General features: G+C 39.9%; 9 protein-coding genes. 4 read left to right on the top strand and 5 right to left on the bottom strand.

Going from position 1 to position 14,574, the window contains the following annotated elements; translation table 11 throughout:
* Positions 1 to 9 precede the first annotated feature (9 nt).
* From MB380_RS08695 to MB380_RS08685, 3 genes are all read left to right on the top strand, one after another.
* Entirely contained in the window at positions 10 to 3,750 is a 3,741-nt protein-coding gene (locus MB380_RS08695; RefSeq protein ID WP_253534626.1) for a transglutaminase domain-containing protein, read from the top strand.
* A gap of 112 nt (positions 3,751 to 3,862) precedes the next feature.
* Complete coding sequence (locus tag MB380_RS08690; RefSeq protein WP_253534625.1) at positions 3,863 to 4,291, top strand: helix-turn-helix domain-containing protein; 429 nt, start codon at positions 3,863 to 3,865, stop codon at positions 4,289 to 4,291.
* 14 nt (positions 4,292 to 4,305) lie between these two features.
* Complete coding sequence (locus tag MB380_RS08685) at positions 4,306 to 5,157, top strand: IS3 family transposase (protein ID WP_253534624.1); 852 nt, start codon at positions 4,306 to 4,308, stop codon at positions 5,155 to 5,157.
* A 60-nt stretch (positions 5,158 to 5,217) separates the two neighbouring features.
* On the opposite strand, the gene MB380_RS08680 is transcribed toward MB380_RS08685, so the two are convergent.
* The gene (locus MB380_RS08680; RefSeq protein ID WP_253534623.1) at positions 5,218 to 6,066 is read right to left on the bottom strand and encodes an SEC-C metal-binding domain-containing protein; all 849 of its coding nucleotides are present in this window, start codon (positions 6,064 to 6,066) and stop codon (positions 5,218 to 5,220) included.
* Positions 6,067 to 6,168: 102 nt separating this feature from the next.
* Positions 6,169 to 10,023: a methionine synthase gene (gene metH, locus MB380_RS08675; RefSeq protein ID WP_253534622.1), complete on the bottom strand. Its 3,855-nt coding sequence runs from the start codon at positions 10,021 to 10,023 to the stop codon at positions 6,169 to 6,171.
* 190 nt (positions 10,024 to 10,213) lie between these two features.
* On the opposite strand from metH, the gene MB380_RS08670 reads away from it, so the two are divergent.
* Entirely contained in the window at positions 10,214 to 10,675 is a 462-nt protein-coding gene (locus MB380_RS08670; protein WP_253534621.1) for an Lrp/AsnC family transcriptional regulator, read from the top strand.
* Between the two features lie 123 nt (positions 10,676 to 10,798).
* Here the strand turns inward: MB380_RS08670 and MB380_RS08665 are convergent, their stop codons facing one another.
* From MB380_RS08665 to dprA, 3 genes are all read right to left on the bottom strand, one after another.
* Positions 10,799 to 12,226 carry an amidohydrolase gene (locus tag MB380_RS08665; protein WP_253534620.1) on the bottom strand — a complete coding sequence of 476 codons (1,428 nt, stop codon included), beginning with the start codon at positions 12,224 to 12,226 and terminating at the stop codon, positions 10,799 to 10,801.
* Between the two features lie 245 nt (positions 12,227 to 12,471).
* Positions 12,472 to 13,362: an alpha/beta fold hydrolase gene (locus tag MB380_RS08660; protein ID WP_253534619.1), complete on the bottom strand. Its 891-nt coding sequence runs from the start codon at positions 13,360 to 13,362 to the stop codon at positions 12,472 to 12,474.
* 98 nt (positions 13,363 to 13,460) lie between these two features.
* Positions 13,461 to 14,567, bottom strand: coding sequence for a DNA-processing protein DprA (gene dprA, locus MB380_RS08655; RefSeq protein WP_253534618.1), 1,107 nt, complete (start codon positions 14,565 to 14,567; stop codon positions 13,461 to 13,463).
* Positions 14,568 to 14,574: the final 7 nt, after the last annotated feature.

The following is a 14,574-nucleotide window of genomic DNA, read 5'->3' as shown; positions in this document are numbered from 1 at the left end:
GACTAACCCGTGAAAAAAACTTTTCTTTTATCACTCTCTTTTTTCATTTCGCTTTCTTTCAACCTTATTGCTCAAAATCATTATCAGGAAGGCTGGAAATATCTCGACAATGCAGATATTAAGAATGCTATCAATTCTTTTGAGAAAGCACTGAAAGACAAGCAGACCAAAGAAAAAGCTCAACTAACGCTGAATTTAATCTACACTGTTATAGGTAGGCCTGATAAAGCATCCGAATTGTTTAAGGATTTTTACGACAATTCTGTCGACCCTTCTGCTGAACTTTTTGCTATGTGGGGTGAAGAAGGTGTGATTGGTTCATCCAGTAAACATACTCCTTATCAGCTTGCACTATTGAAAAAAGTAGAGACCGACAAGAGGTTAAAATCTAAGTTTGATGAAATTGTCAAGTCAGCTTTTACAAATCATTATATATACTCAAACAACGTTGAGAAATTAAACGAATATCAGTTGAGTATGAACTCAATAGGCAAATGGTCGTTTCTGGGTCCATTTGACAACCTGATGAACAGCGGCTTTAATAAAGATGTTGGTGCCGTATATAAACCCAAAGAAGGGCAAAAGTTTCAAGCAAAATACAATACTGAAGTCACGTGGTTTACACCTCCTATAAGTACTACAAATGGCTTTGCCATAAAAAAGTATTACTTCTCAAGCGATAATTCAATCATTTACGGGCAGTCGTTCATAGAATCGCCTAATGAGCAAGATGTATTGATGAAATTCGGAAATGCGGGTTCGCTTAAAATATGGTTGAACGATTCACTGGTTCATTCAGAACCTGAAAGAAGGCATACAGAAGCTGACTATTATCAGGTAAAATGCCATCTCAACAAAGGCTTCAACAGGATTCTTGTTCAAGTTGGCGATTACGAAGAATCCTTCGCTTATTTTCATGTGAGATTTACAGACCTTAATAATCAGTCTATTTATCTGAATGCCAAGCCTGACTATCAGGCTTATCAAAAATACAAAGGCACTATTACAGCTATACCTTTCTTTGCAGTAGAAGAACTGAAAAAGAAATCTAAAGGCGAAGATTTGCTCTACGAACTTTTGTTGGCAAAAACCTATTTAAGAGCACTGGATATAAATGCTGCCGAAGAAGTATTATATAAGCTCTATGAGACGCATCCCGACAATTACTTAATATTAAGAGAATTGATAAATTTCTATCGATCTTCTGACAACACAACTGAGCAGAACAAGACTTACGAGAGTTATAAAGAACTATATCCTGAAGACTATGACATTGTGGCTAATGATTTAAAAGAAGCCGTAGACCAGAGAGATAAAAGTAAAATAAAAGAATACGCAGCACTGATAAAAGAGAAATTCCCTTATGCTGAAAAGAAAATAATGCTTTCTGATATTATTCTATTAGGTATAAATGAAGACGTAAATAATTTAGTATTGAAAGTAGATGAGGTTTACGCTAAATATCCTGAAGATCATGAAATTGTAGAGCTAAAATATAAGATTCAGAAGTCGGTAGCCCCTGACCCAAAGAAGACAAATGAAATAATTGAAAAATACCTGAAGAATAATTTCAATTTCCAACTAAGTGATATATTAAAAGCCGACTATGTAGACCAGGGAAGAATTGAAGACGCAATAAAAAAATTGCAAGAAGAGAAAAAACTGGTTTTAGACCCTCTTTTAGATAGAAAAATAGTAAACCTGTTATCGCGTAAAAGAGATTATGAAGGAGCTATCAAGGTATGTCTTGACATACTGAAAATGAGACCGTCAGATTACGAAACGCTGCAAGATCTGGCTGCGCTTCATAATATGATTAATGACAAAAAAAACGCCGTTGCCTATTATGAACAAGCCTTGAAGTTTTTTCCGTTTTCATTTGAATACAACGAAAAAATAAGAGAGCTGAAAGGTGAAAAACCTACATTTGATGTTGTGATAGGAATTAATGCAGTTGAAGCAATTAAAGATTATGAAAAGAATTTTTCACCTAAAATCAAAGCACCTTATGATATAGTCAATGAGAAAAAATCATTTATTGTTTTCAAAACGAGAGCCACAGCCAGTAGAAACTCTTATATTATAAAGATTAATCAGGAAAGAGCGATTGAAGAATGGCAGAAGATTCAGCTATCAGGTGATGCAAACGATTTAATTCAGGTTAATGAAGTAAAAACCATCAAGAAGAACGGAAGCAAGTTAGATGCAGAAAGAAATGGAGATGAGTGGGTATTTACTAATCTGGAAGTAGGAGATTATATATATGTTGACTACCTCTTCAAGCAGACTAATGGCAGCAGTTCATCTTCTTTTATTTATGATTCTTTTGCACTCAATTCATTTCGCCCCGTCTATAAAAGGGAATACACAGTGTTTGCTCAAGAAGGCTTAAGCATAAAAGACACTGTAATAAATGCCAATATAAAACCACAAAAAAGCAAACTTGAAGGTTTTGATATTTATAACTGGAAATCAGTATCACCAGAAAACCTGAAAGATGAAAACTATACGCCTCCGTTCAGTGATGTTGGAACAACCGTCCAAATCAGTTTGGGCAACACATGGGCAGATATAGCAGGCTGGTATAGTGATTTGTCTGAAAAGCAGGCCCAGCCCGACTTCACAATTCATTCAATAGTAAAAAGCCTGTTCGACAATAAGAAATATACTGATGAAGAAAAAGCACGCATTATTTATGATTTTGTTTGTAAAAACATACAGTACAGTTCAATAGATTTCAGACAGGGTAGCTATATTCCGCAGAAAGCCTCTACTATTTACCACACCAGGCTTGGTGATTGTAAAGATGTTTCAACCCTATATGCATCTATTGCAAGAGCTGCAGGCCTTGATGTGAATCTTGTTTTAATTAATACCCGCGATAATGGGAAGAAAAATGTAGTTCTGCCATCATTGAATTTCAATCATTGCATTGTAAAAGTCAATTTGAAAAGTGGTAGCAAGTATCTTGAGCTAACAGATACAAACTTACCTTTTGGATATCTTTATTTCTCACATAAAGGCGCTTCTATTTTGGAGATACCCGTTAAGAATGTAAGTAACAATATATCTTTAGGTTCATTGAAATTGAATAAAGGTTATGACAATAAAATAATCAGAAACGGTACTTTCTCGCTGACCGTTTCTAATAATGTCACTTTTAAAAAGACTGTAGTGAAAACGGGAAATCAGGCAAGTAACATGTGTGATATTTACTACTATCTGGATGAAGATAAGCGCAAGGAAGAATTTAAGAAATCAATAACAGAAGGTGCTGAGTCTCCCACAAAACTTAATTGGCTAAAATTCGAAAAGCTTGAGCCAAGAAAAGACACAGCTATATTCAGTTATGAATATACCGTAGAAAATGAAATCAAAAAAGCAGGCTCTTTCAGAACATTAAAGCTTCCTTTTACCGACTATATTGCTAAACTGGATATATTTGATGACAGCGAACGGGTTTTTGACTTCGATTATAACTTTTATGAACGAGTTGATTATTATGATGAAACTCTCATAATAAACTTTGATGGAGGAATTAAATTACTTGAAATGCCGGAAAATGTTCATCTGACTTTTAAAGGCAATATATATGATTTAAGTTTTACAAAGATTAATGATAAACAGTTAAAAATCAGAAGAACATATACTGCTGAAGCTGAAAACATCAAACCAGAAGACTTCTCAGGGTTCAAGACGTTTATCACAAAAGCCATAGAAGCAGACAATACAACGCTTGTGATGAAATAAAATATAATTGAAAGTTTTGAATAAAGCTCAACAAAAACTCTTCTAAATAGAAGGGTTTTTTGTTTTCTAAATGTCCCGTCCTGAAATAGCGATACACAAAAAAGTATCAAAAATGGAAGGACAAAACAGTTATGTCAAACGTACCCAAAAAGACTATTCATTATCTTTTAAGTTACAGATAGTTCAGGAAATTGAGCGGGGTAAAATTACAGCTAGCGAGGCTACCAAACAATATGGCATACAATGTAGAAAGAGTGTTATAAATTGGCTTCGAAAATATGGTAACTTTGATTGGGAGAATCAAACGCCATCAAATATGCCAAAGACACCTGAACAACGCATTATGGAGCTTGAAGCCAAAGTGAAACTTTTGGAAAAGCAGAAAGCTCAGCTTGAGAATCAGAATCATATTTCTGATTCTAAGGCCATTATTTTCGATATGATGATAGACCTTGCCGAAAAAGAATATAATATTGATATCCGAAAAAACTTACCCCCCGGACAATCCAGTCCTTTAGTGAAAAAAGGCAGGAAAGCATAAGCTTTAGCTGTGGTTTGTTCGGGATAAACAGGCAGGTTTATTATCGGAGCATTAAGCGCACCAAGCTCAGGAGAACCTTGGCAGAACAGGTTGTGGCACTTGTGAGGGAGCAACGTATAATCCAGCCCAGGCTTGGTACACGAAAACTGTATTACATACTTAATAATAAGCTTAGAGCGTTAAAAGTAGGCAGGGATAAGTTCTTCAATATCCTAAAAGCGAATCATTTATTGATAAAACCAAAAAGGAGTTATCATGTTACTACATGGTCACACCATCGCTTTAGGAAGCACCCTAACCTGATAAAAGAACTTGATATTACTAAACCGGAGCAGGTGTGGGTATCCGACATTACATACATCGGCAAACGTGATAAGCCTTGTTATTTAAGCTTAATAACAGATGCCTATTCTAAAAAGATAATGGGATATGATGTGTCTGACTCCCTAAGTACACAAGGCTGTATTAATGCTTTAAAAATGGCTCATAGGAACAGGATGTTTAAGTCTGATGCATTGATACACCACTCAGACAGGGGGATACAATATTGTTCGGATGAATATCAATACTTATTAAAGAAGTACAGCCTAAAGTGTAGCATGACCCAAAACTCAGATCCTTATGAAAATGCAGTGGCAGAAAGGATAAACGGAATATTAAAACAGGAATTTATCGTTGATACTTACCATCTTGAATTATCATTAATGAAAAAGCTGGTAGCGGAAATTATAAACAAGTACAATCAAATCAGGCCACACTGGTCTAATTATATGCTAACTCCTAATCTGATGCACCTGCAAAACAGTGTCAAAATGAAAACCTATAAAACAAAAAACAGAAGCAACACGAAGGCTACTTCTGTCTAAAAAATGTATTTTTACTATTATTAATCCTGTATCGTTATTTTAGGACTAGTCAAAATTGGTTTACACCCCACAGCATTTTTTATATTTCTTGCCGCTTCCACAACCACACAGATCATTTCTGCCTAAATTATCACCTGCAATCACCGGCGACTTCATGCTGGGCGTAATGTTGTTTCTTTTTAAAAAATCAACAAAAAAATCGTTCATCCGTTTGTGCCTGTTGCTCAAGGTTTTTCTGAATCTATCAGCTTGTGTGTATTTAATTTCTCTGATAATTTTGGTAACCGGCAATGTCTTGTCGTCCAGCTGGCCCATAGATACTTCCTGCTTGGCATAATCAAACCAGAGTTCAAGATTGGGCTGCTCATCATAACTCAACGAAAACAAAAGCATTACGCTGGTACACTGGCAAGACGGCTGTACGCAATAAAAATCGCTCATCCAATACTTTGTACCGTCAATTTCCAGATGCAGGTCATAAGACCAAGGCAGTATTTCATAATAAGAAACCATCTGCGACTCCTGCAATACTCTTTTATAATTGGCAAATTGGGCTTCAATTTTACCGGTTTCGGCCATTTCAGACGCCATACCTTTCAGGTCTCTGTAAAAAGTATTCAGTTCTTTCCATTGAGCAGGCGTAATCTCATCTTCAAATGCCTTCAGAGTAGCATCTTTACTTCCATCTAAAGTATCCTTATCGGTATATTTAAGAATATGGCTTGTAGATACATCCAATGCGAACACATTTTCGGTGTCATCTGCAAAATAGATGTTTCCGCAGGGGCAGGTCATATCCATGCAGGGTTGCAGTTCTGTTGATTTCAAAGTTTTACCGGCAAACGCTCCTTGCTCTATTTCAATATTGATAAACGCCTCAGCCGGATTTTTGATTTGGTAGGTGAACATAGTAAAATGCTGTCGTAGTTTAATACACAAAATTAGGTCAAAAACCTCTAACAAAAAAGACAACCCTTTCGAGTTGCCTTCCTGATGTTATTACATCGGCTCTTAATCATAGTTCAAAACCGGACTCAGCCATTTTTCAGCCTCTTCAATATTCATATTTTTGCGTTGAGCGTAATCTATCACCTGATCCTTACTGATTTTGCCAATGGTAAAGTATTTACTTTCAGGGTTAGCAAAATACCATCCGCTTACTGAGCTGGCCGGATACATGGCAAAACTTTCGGTGAGTTCAATACCAATTTTTTCAGCCTGTAATAAATCAAACAAGGTACGTTTTTCTGTGTGGTCTGGGCATGCCGGATAACCCGGTGCCGGACGAATACCCTGATATTTCTCTGAAATCAAGTCATCATTACTAAGCTCTTCATGGGTAGCATACCCCCAGAAATCCTTACGAACTTTTTCGTGCATCAACTCTGCAAACGCCTCTGCCAAACGGTCTGCAATGGCTTTAAGCATAATTGAATTATAATCGTCATGGTCTTTTTCGTATTGCTCCAATAGGGCCTCTATGCCCAGGCCTGCTGTAACAGCAAAGGCGCCCAGGTAATCTTCCTTATGCGAGGCTGATGGTGCAATGAAGTCTGACAAGCAAAGGTTTGGTAAGTTTTGGGCCTTCAGGTTTTGCTGGCGTAAATGATGCAAAGTAGCCAGAGAAGTATTATTCTCAATCAATTCACCCTCTTCAGATACGGCAGTATTGCTTAGTATTCTGTAGCCTGTTCCTTTCAGACTCCCTTGTCCGGCAAGGTCATAAGTAAATTCTTCAAAGTTATGAAGTACTATATCGTCGCCCTCTGAATTAGCCGGATAAAAACCAATAACTGCACTTGCTCTTAATGATTTTTCAGTAATTACTTTCTTCAACATTTTCTGAGCATCGTTAAACAGTTTTTTGGCCTCCGCACCTACTATTTCATCATCAAAAATCTTTGGATATTTGCCATGCAACTGCCAGGTCTGGAAAAATGGTGTCCAGTCGATATATTTTGCAATTTCGGCAAGGTCATAATTTTCAAAAATTCTGGTCCCTAAAAACTTTGGCTTAGTTGCCTGGAAATTCGCCCAATCAATAGGCACGCGGTTATCACGCGCTTTATCAATACTTACAAAGTTTTTATCTTTCTGCCTGCTGGCGTGTTCGGTGCGCAGGTTGGCATATTGGGTTTTTATCTCATCAAAAATCTCCTGATGGGTCTGTGCATTCTGCATAAGCCTGCCTGCCACAGGTACACTCTTAGACGCATCCAACACGTGAATAACAGGCCCTGAATAATGCGGGTCTATCTTTACTGCTGTATGGATACGAGATGTAGTGGCTCCGCCAATCAGTAAAGGCATGGTAAAGCCCTGACGCTCCATTTCTTTAGCCACACCCACCATTTCATCCAGGCTGGGCGTTATCAGACCAGATAAGCCAATAATATCCACATTATGTTTCTTCGCCTCAGCCAGAATTTTGTCGGTTGGCACCATTACTCCCAAGTCAATCACTTCGTAATTATTACAACCCAATACCACGCCAACAATGTTTTTGCCTATGTCATGCACGTCACCTTTTACAGTAGCCATCAATATTCTGCCTGCACTTGAGCTTTCTCCTCCCGCCTTTTCTTCTTCAATAAAAGGCAAAAGATAGGCTACCGCCTTTTTCATTACACGGGCCGATTTCACTACCTGAGGCAGAAACATTTTACCGGCACCAAACAAATCACCTACTACATTCATGCCATCCATCAGCGGGCCTTCAATCACCTGCAAAGGCCGCTCAAATTGCTGCCGTGCCTCTTCTACGTCCTGGTCAATATATTCTGCCAGGCCTTTAACCAGAGCGTGTTCCAATCGTTTCCCAACCGGTAATTCTCTCCAGGCATTATCAATCACCTGCTCTTTTCCTTTCGATTTCACAGTTTCGGCAAACGTTACCAGCCTTTCGGTGGCATCAGGCCTGCGGTTCAAAAGCACATCTTCACAAAGTTCAAGCATATCTTTGGGTATGTCGTCATAAACACCCAGCTGCCCGGCATTTACAATGCCCATATCCATGCCTGCCTTAATAGCATAATAAAGAAAAACAGTATGCATGGCTTCGCGAACAGGTTCATTACCCCTGAAACTGAACGATATATTAGATACCCCGCCAGATACTTTGGCATAAGGCAGGTTTTCTTTTATCCAGCGGGTAGCGTTAATGAAATCAACTGCATAGTTGTTATGTTCTTCAATACCTGTGGCCACGGTAAGGATATTTGGGTCGAAAATGATATCCTGCGCAGGGAAGTTTACCTCATTAACCAGAATATCGTATGCACGTTTACATATTTCAACGCGGCGTTCATAAGAATCGGCCTGGCCCTGCTCGTCAAATGCCATAACAACTGCCGATGCGCCGTAACGTTTTATCTTTTCTGCCGACTCCTTAAATTTCTCTTCTCCTTCTTTCAGAGATATCGAGTTAACAATTGATTTACCCTGGACACACTTCAGCCCGGCTTCTATTACTTCCCATTTGGAGGAGTCAATCATAATCGGCAATCGGGCAATGTCAGGTTCTGCCATCAACAGATTCAGGAAGGTTTTCATGGCTTCTACCCCATCAATCATTCCCTCGTCCAGATTCACATCAATCACCTGTGCGCCACCTTCTACCTGCTCGCGGGCTACTGATATAGCCTCATCGTATTTATTTTCACGAATCAAACGCGCAAATTTCTTAGAGCCAGTTACATTACAGCGCTCACCGATGTTAATAAAGTTTGATTCTTTGCTTATTCTCAACGGCTCAAGACCCGACAGTTTCTGTACCGGTTCGGATTCAGGTATCTCCCTAGGCTTATATTTTTGTGCTACTTCGGCAATAGCCCTGATATGGGCAGGTGTAGTGCCGCAACAGCCACCGATGATATTCATGAATCCGTTCTGTAGGAAATCCTCTACTATGTCGGCCATTTCTTCCGGCGACTGGTCGTATTCGCCCATTTCGTTGGGTAAGCCCGCATTGGGGTGGGCAGAAACCAGAAAAGGAGCTTCTTTGGCTAAAATCTGAACATAGGGGCGCATTAAGTCGGCACCCAAAGCGCAGTTTAATCCAATTGACAATAAATCGATATGAGACACAGAGGTCAGAAATGCTTCGGTGGTCTGGCCGGAAAGCGTTCTGCCAGAGGCATCAGTAATTGTGCCTGAAACCATTACCGGAATCCTCACTTCTTTTCTTGCCAAAGGGGCATTTGTGTTGTCCTGTTTTGGTATTGAATGGCTATTCAGTGGCCGGATGGTTCCCCTTCTTTTATCAGAATCGTATAAATCTATGGCAAACAATGCTGCCTTGGCATTGAGCGTGTCAAAGATGGTTTCAACCAGCAGCACATCGGCGCCGCCATCTACCAGACCTTGTATCTGCTCGTAATAGGCATCAACGAGTTCATCAAAGGTAATGGCACGGTAACCGGGGTCATTTACGTCAGGCGAGAGCGACAACGTACGGTTTGTTGGCCCGATAGAACCCGCTACAAAACGTGGCTTGCCGGGGTTACGAGCCGTAAATTCGTCTGCTACTTCACGGGCAATTCTTGCCGACTTATAATTCAGCTCATACACATAATCTACCATGTGGTAGTCGGCCATTGCAACTGAAGTGGCAGAAAAAGTATTCGTCTCTGCTATGTCTGCCCCTGCCTCAAAATACTTGGCATGGATTTCTTTGATAACGTCTGGTCTGGTGATAGAAAGCATATCATTGTTACCCTTCACCTCATGCGGAAAATCACGGAATTTCTCTCCGCGATAATCTTCATCGCCCAGTTTGTATTGTTGAATCAAAGAACCCATGGCTCCGTCAAGAACCAGAATTCTGCTTTTTAGAATTTCGCGAATGTCGGTCACTTTTAATGTCATTTAAGTTTAGTCATAAAACCTTAATTACCTTATGACTGAACAACATAATTTATCCTACAAAAATACTATTTAAAGATTGATTTTTTGAAAAAATTTAATAAAATAGATAAAATATCTAAACAGGGTATAATACTTACCAGAATTATTTTTAATTTTGATGTAATCATTTGCTTACAACGACAATTTATCTATGCAAAAACTGGATACCACTGACCGCGAAATTTTGAAGTACCTGCAAGAGAACGCTCACTTGACAACGAAGGAGCTGGCGTCTCGTTTGAATCTATCGCCAACGCCTGTTTATGAGCGAGTAAGGCGACTGGAAAACGATGGGGTTATCAAGAAATATGTTGCCGTGATAGACCGTGAAAAAATAGGCAAAGACCTGATGGTATTTTGTAATATCAGGTTAAAAGAACATGCACAGGAGGCAGGTAAAAAGTTTGTAGAGCAGATTGTAAAACTAAATGAGGTGATTGAATGCCACAATATTTCTGGCGAATATGATTTTATGATAAAAGTGGTGGTTGATGACATGCGCGAATACCAGAGCTTTTTGATGAACAAGCTGGCATCGCTAGAGAACATAGGCAGTACCCACAGCATTTTTGTAATGAGTGAAATTAAGAACGAAACGAAGTTTGAGGTTTAATAAAACTGGATTTTAGATAAAGGGAAATGATATTAACAAGCGTGCCACGGCCTTATTCATTAAAGAAAAGCCGTGGCACGCTTAGTGTGGCACGCTTAGTATTGAAATAAATCTGATTTATCTTTATTTCCTATAATCCAAAGCAGGTTTTCTGTCTCCTAATAAAGAAATATATTTAAAACCTTCGCCTCTGGCTTTTGCAAATTCCTCTTTGGCTTTTCTGATAATTTCAGGGCTTTCAAATAATTGAGTGGCCGTAAGCGCCATAGTTTTAGCGGCTATGGTCATCCCTTTCCGACCAATGCTCATGCCTCCTGCTGCTACGGCCTGCCAGCTATGAGCGGGTGTGCCGGGTACCCATGTTGCCACGCTCAGCCCGACGGTTGGTACTGTCCAGCTTACGTCGCCTACATCTGTTGAGCCACCAGAACCACCTTTTTCGTTAACAAGCGGCTTAATATCGGTTGCATCTTCATATTTCAGGCGGTCTGCGCCCAGGCTTTTGGCAAGTTGTTCAGCAAATTTCTTTTCTTCTGCGGTGTAACTAAGCCCCCCAATTTGGGTAAGGTTGTTTTGCATTACCTGTGCCAGCGTTTCATTATAAAGCAATTCGTAGGTACCGCCGGTTAATTCCCATTCTACACGGGTATCAGTACCTAAGGCTGCTCCCTTTGCGGCCTTTTCAATTCTTGACCACACGTCCATCACCAAATCTCGGCGAGGGTTACGGGCATAATAATAAACTTCGGCAAAGTCTGGCACTACGTTTGGGGCTTTGCCACCGTTGGTTATTACATAATGAATGCGTGAGTCTGACGGCACGTGTTCTCTGAGCATATTTACCATGTTGTTCATGGCTTCTACCCCGTCTAAAGCAGAGCGACCTTTCTCAGGCGCCATAGAGGCATGAGCAGAAACCCCATAGAACCTGAACTTACCAGACTTATTGGCTAAAGAATTTCCAAAACTAGCGGTATTGATTGAATTAGGGTGCCAGTGTATTACGGCATCTACATCATTAAACAAACCTTCGCGCACCATATAAACTTTGCCAGACCCACCCTCTTCGGCCGGGCAACCATAGAAGCGAATGGTGCCTTTTATGTGATTGGCTTTCATGTATTCTTTTACGGCAATTGCCGCAGCGGCTGATGCCGTACCAAATAAATGATGCCCACAGGCATGGCCGGCTGCACCTCCTGTTGATTTCTGGTCAGTAGTTGAGTCTTGTGAGAGCCCCGGCAAGGCATCGTATTCACCCAAAATACCAATTACGGGTTTTCCCTCACCAAAGGAGGCCACAAAAGCGGTTGGAATACCAGCCACTCCTTTCTGAATTGCAAAACCTTCTTTAGATAATGTTTCCTGTAAAAGAGCCGAACTTCTGGTTTCCTGATAGCCCACCTCAGCATAATTCCATATTTTTTTTGCAATAGAGCCATAATACATCTCCTTTTTGGCAATGTTATCAAGCATTTTGCTTTTACTTTCTTGCGCAAATACATCAATACACACTGGCAGCAAAGCAAAAATCAAGGTAAGGTTTTTCATGTTTATTGAATAAATTAATGTTAAGTGCAGGCTCTAAAGTTAAATTGAAATGAACAAAGTTTCAAAGAAATATAAAAAAGAATCAGCTTTTCAATGCAGGTTGTGAAAGAATCCGATATCTGCAAATCAAAGGTCTTTAAAACAGAAAAGCCGACTGCGCAGAAAACGCTAAGTCGGCTTCAATTTCCAATTCTATTCCGGTGGGTATAATTGCACAATTTTACTGAAGATTCATAAGCAGGCAATTAATTGCCCAGCGACTCATTCAATTCTTCTATTCCGTAAATTTCTTTTTTTACCAAATCCGGATGCGACGCAGAAATCAGATGTCCTGATTCAGGAATAAAAATAAACCTGGCATTTTTGCCTGCCAGCACTTTTTTGGCAAAAGAAAAATTTGACGTGTCCACAATCCAGTCTTTTCCTCCACACATTACAGTTACTTCTGACCGAATCTTGGCCCAATCACTCTTTAGTTTTTTTAGCTCTGCTACATGAGCATATTTTTCATCGGTGGCTGTATTCATTCTCTCTGGCAAGAACCATCTTACTAAAAACAACTTACCAAACTTTGAAAACCACCAGAATTTCTCGGTGTCAGGGTCAATAGCTGGCGAAAGCAAAATTACTTTTTTAACCAGTTGGGGATACAAGGCGGCCAGTTCTGCTGCTACCGGTGCCCCATAAGAGCGGCCGACAACTATTGCTTTTTTTCCGGAATGGTTACTTCTTAAGGCCAGACTAATGGCATTTGCCTGCTCAGCCAGTGAATAAACTCTCTTTTTGGGTTTTTTCTGTGACTTCCCGTATCCTGGTCTGTCTACTGAAATCAAATGGTAGTTATGCTGCAATGCGCTGTCGTCCAGCATATTCAGGTAGCCGTCCCATGAGCCCGGCGCGCCATGTATAAACAATACCGGTTGGGCGGTATCTGCTCCGAAGGTTACATAATGCAATTTCAGAGAATCGTTTTCAACCATGTGGAACAAAGGCTTTGAGAGCCTGTCTTGGTAGTGCTGTTTCAGTTCAGACTCTGTCATTATCCATCTGCTGAAACACGAACCAAGGGTAATGCTAAGGATGGCAAAAATCAGAAATCTCTGTGTTTTGCCATTCAGTTTTTTAATCAGGTTCACTTTAATGCTGCTATATTTACGTTTTCAAGGGTTATGGTAATAACGAAAATACCTTATTAATGGTTTATGAAGAGGCTGTAAAAGTAAATAATTTCATATCATTTTAATCCAAACTTTTTACCGGCCATTGCTTTTATAATTCCCTGAAACTCAAGATTTAACAAAAGCGAAGCTAACTTATTAACTGGTATCTGCGTTTGCCAGCTCAGGTTATCAATATGCATTTCGCCGTGGGTTCTGAGTGTGGCAATTACCTGACTTTCTTCTTGCGTAAACTGGCTCAGGTCTAATTCTGCCTCTTCAGGTTTCTTTTTACGTGTTCCTTTGGTTTCAGAGCCCCAGTTAAGGGCCTCAACAATGTCATTTGTTTCAGTAAAAATAATGGCTTTGTTGTCTTTTATGAGCTTGTGACAACCCGAAGCGTATTTATTGGCCAGGCTACCCGGCACAGCAAATACCTCGCGATTATAGTTATTGGCAAAATCTGCAGTAACTAAGGCACCGCCTTTATCAGCCGATTCAACCACGATAGTTACATCGCTAAGCCCGGCAATGATCCGATTTCTGGCAATAAAAAGGTTTCGGATAGGTTTCATTCCAAACGGATTCTCAGACAAGATTCCGCCACTCATCAACATCTGCTCGGCATATTTCTTATGTGCGGCCGGATACATGATGTCTAACCCGCTTGCCATTACGCCAATAGTAGGCAATTGGTTATCCAGAGCAGCTTTATGTGCTGCAATGTCTATCCCATAGGCAAGGCCACTTACCACACAAACCTGCAGAGGGCTTAATTGCTCAATTATTTCTTCAGTTACTTTTCTTCCGTATTCAGTGGCTTGTCTGGTACCTACAATGCCTATGGTGCGCAAAGTGTTCAGGTCGCCATTGCCTTTGAAATACAAAATAGCGGGGGCATCATATAGATTTTTAAGTCTGGGCGGGTAATCTTTATCTGTAGAAAAGTAGATTTTTACCTGAGTTTTTTCAGCTTCATTCAGTATGCTTTCTGCTTTTTTTAGGAGTGTATTTTCTTTTAGGCCCTCTACTATCTGCTTACCTACGCCCGGAATTTTCAGTAGTTTGTCTGTTTTTGATTTGAAAACATTTTCGGCCGACCCGAAGTGGCTTATCAATTGCCGGAACATGATGCTCCCGACGCCTTCAACCAGGGTTAATGCAACCTGATATAGTTTTTCCATTAGATTT

Source organism: Emticicia sp. 21SJ11W-3, assembly GCF_024138715.1.
Taxonomy (GTDB): domain Bacteria; phylum Bacteroidota; class Bacteroidia; order Cytophagales; family Spirosomataceae; genus Emticicia; species Emticicia fluvialis.
The sequence above is the reverse complement of the archived record's forward strand: the minus strand, read 5'-3'. Positions and strand labels throughout refer to the sequence as shown.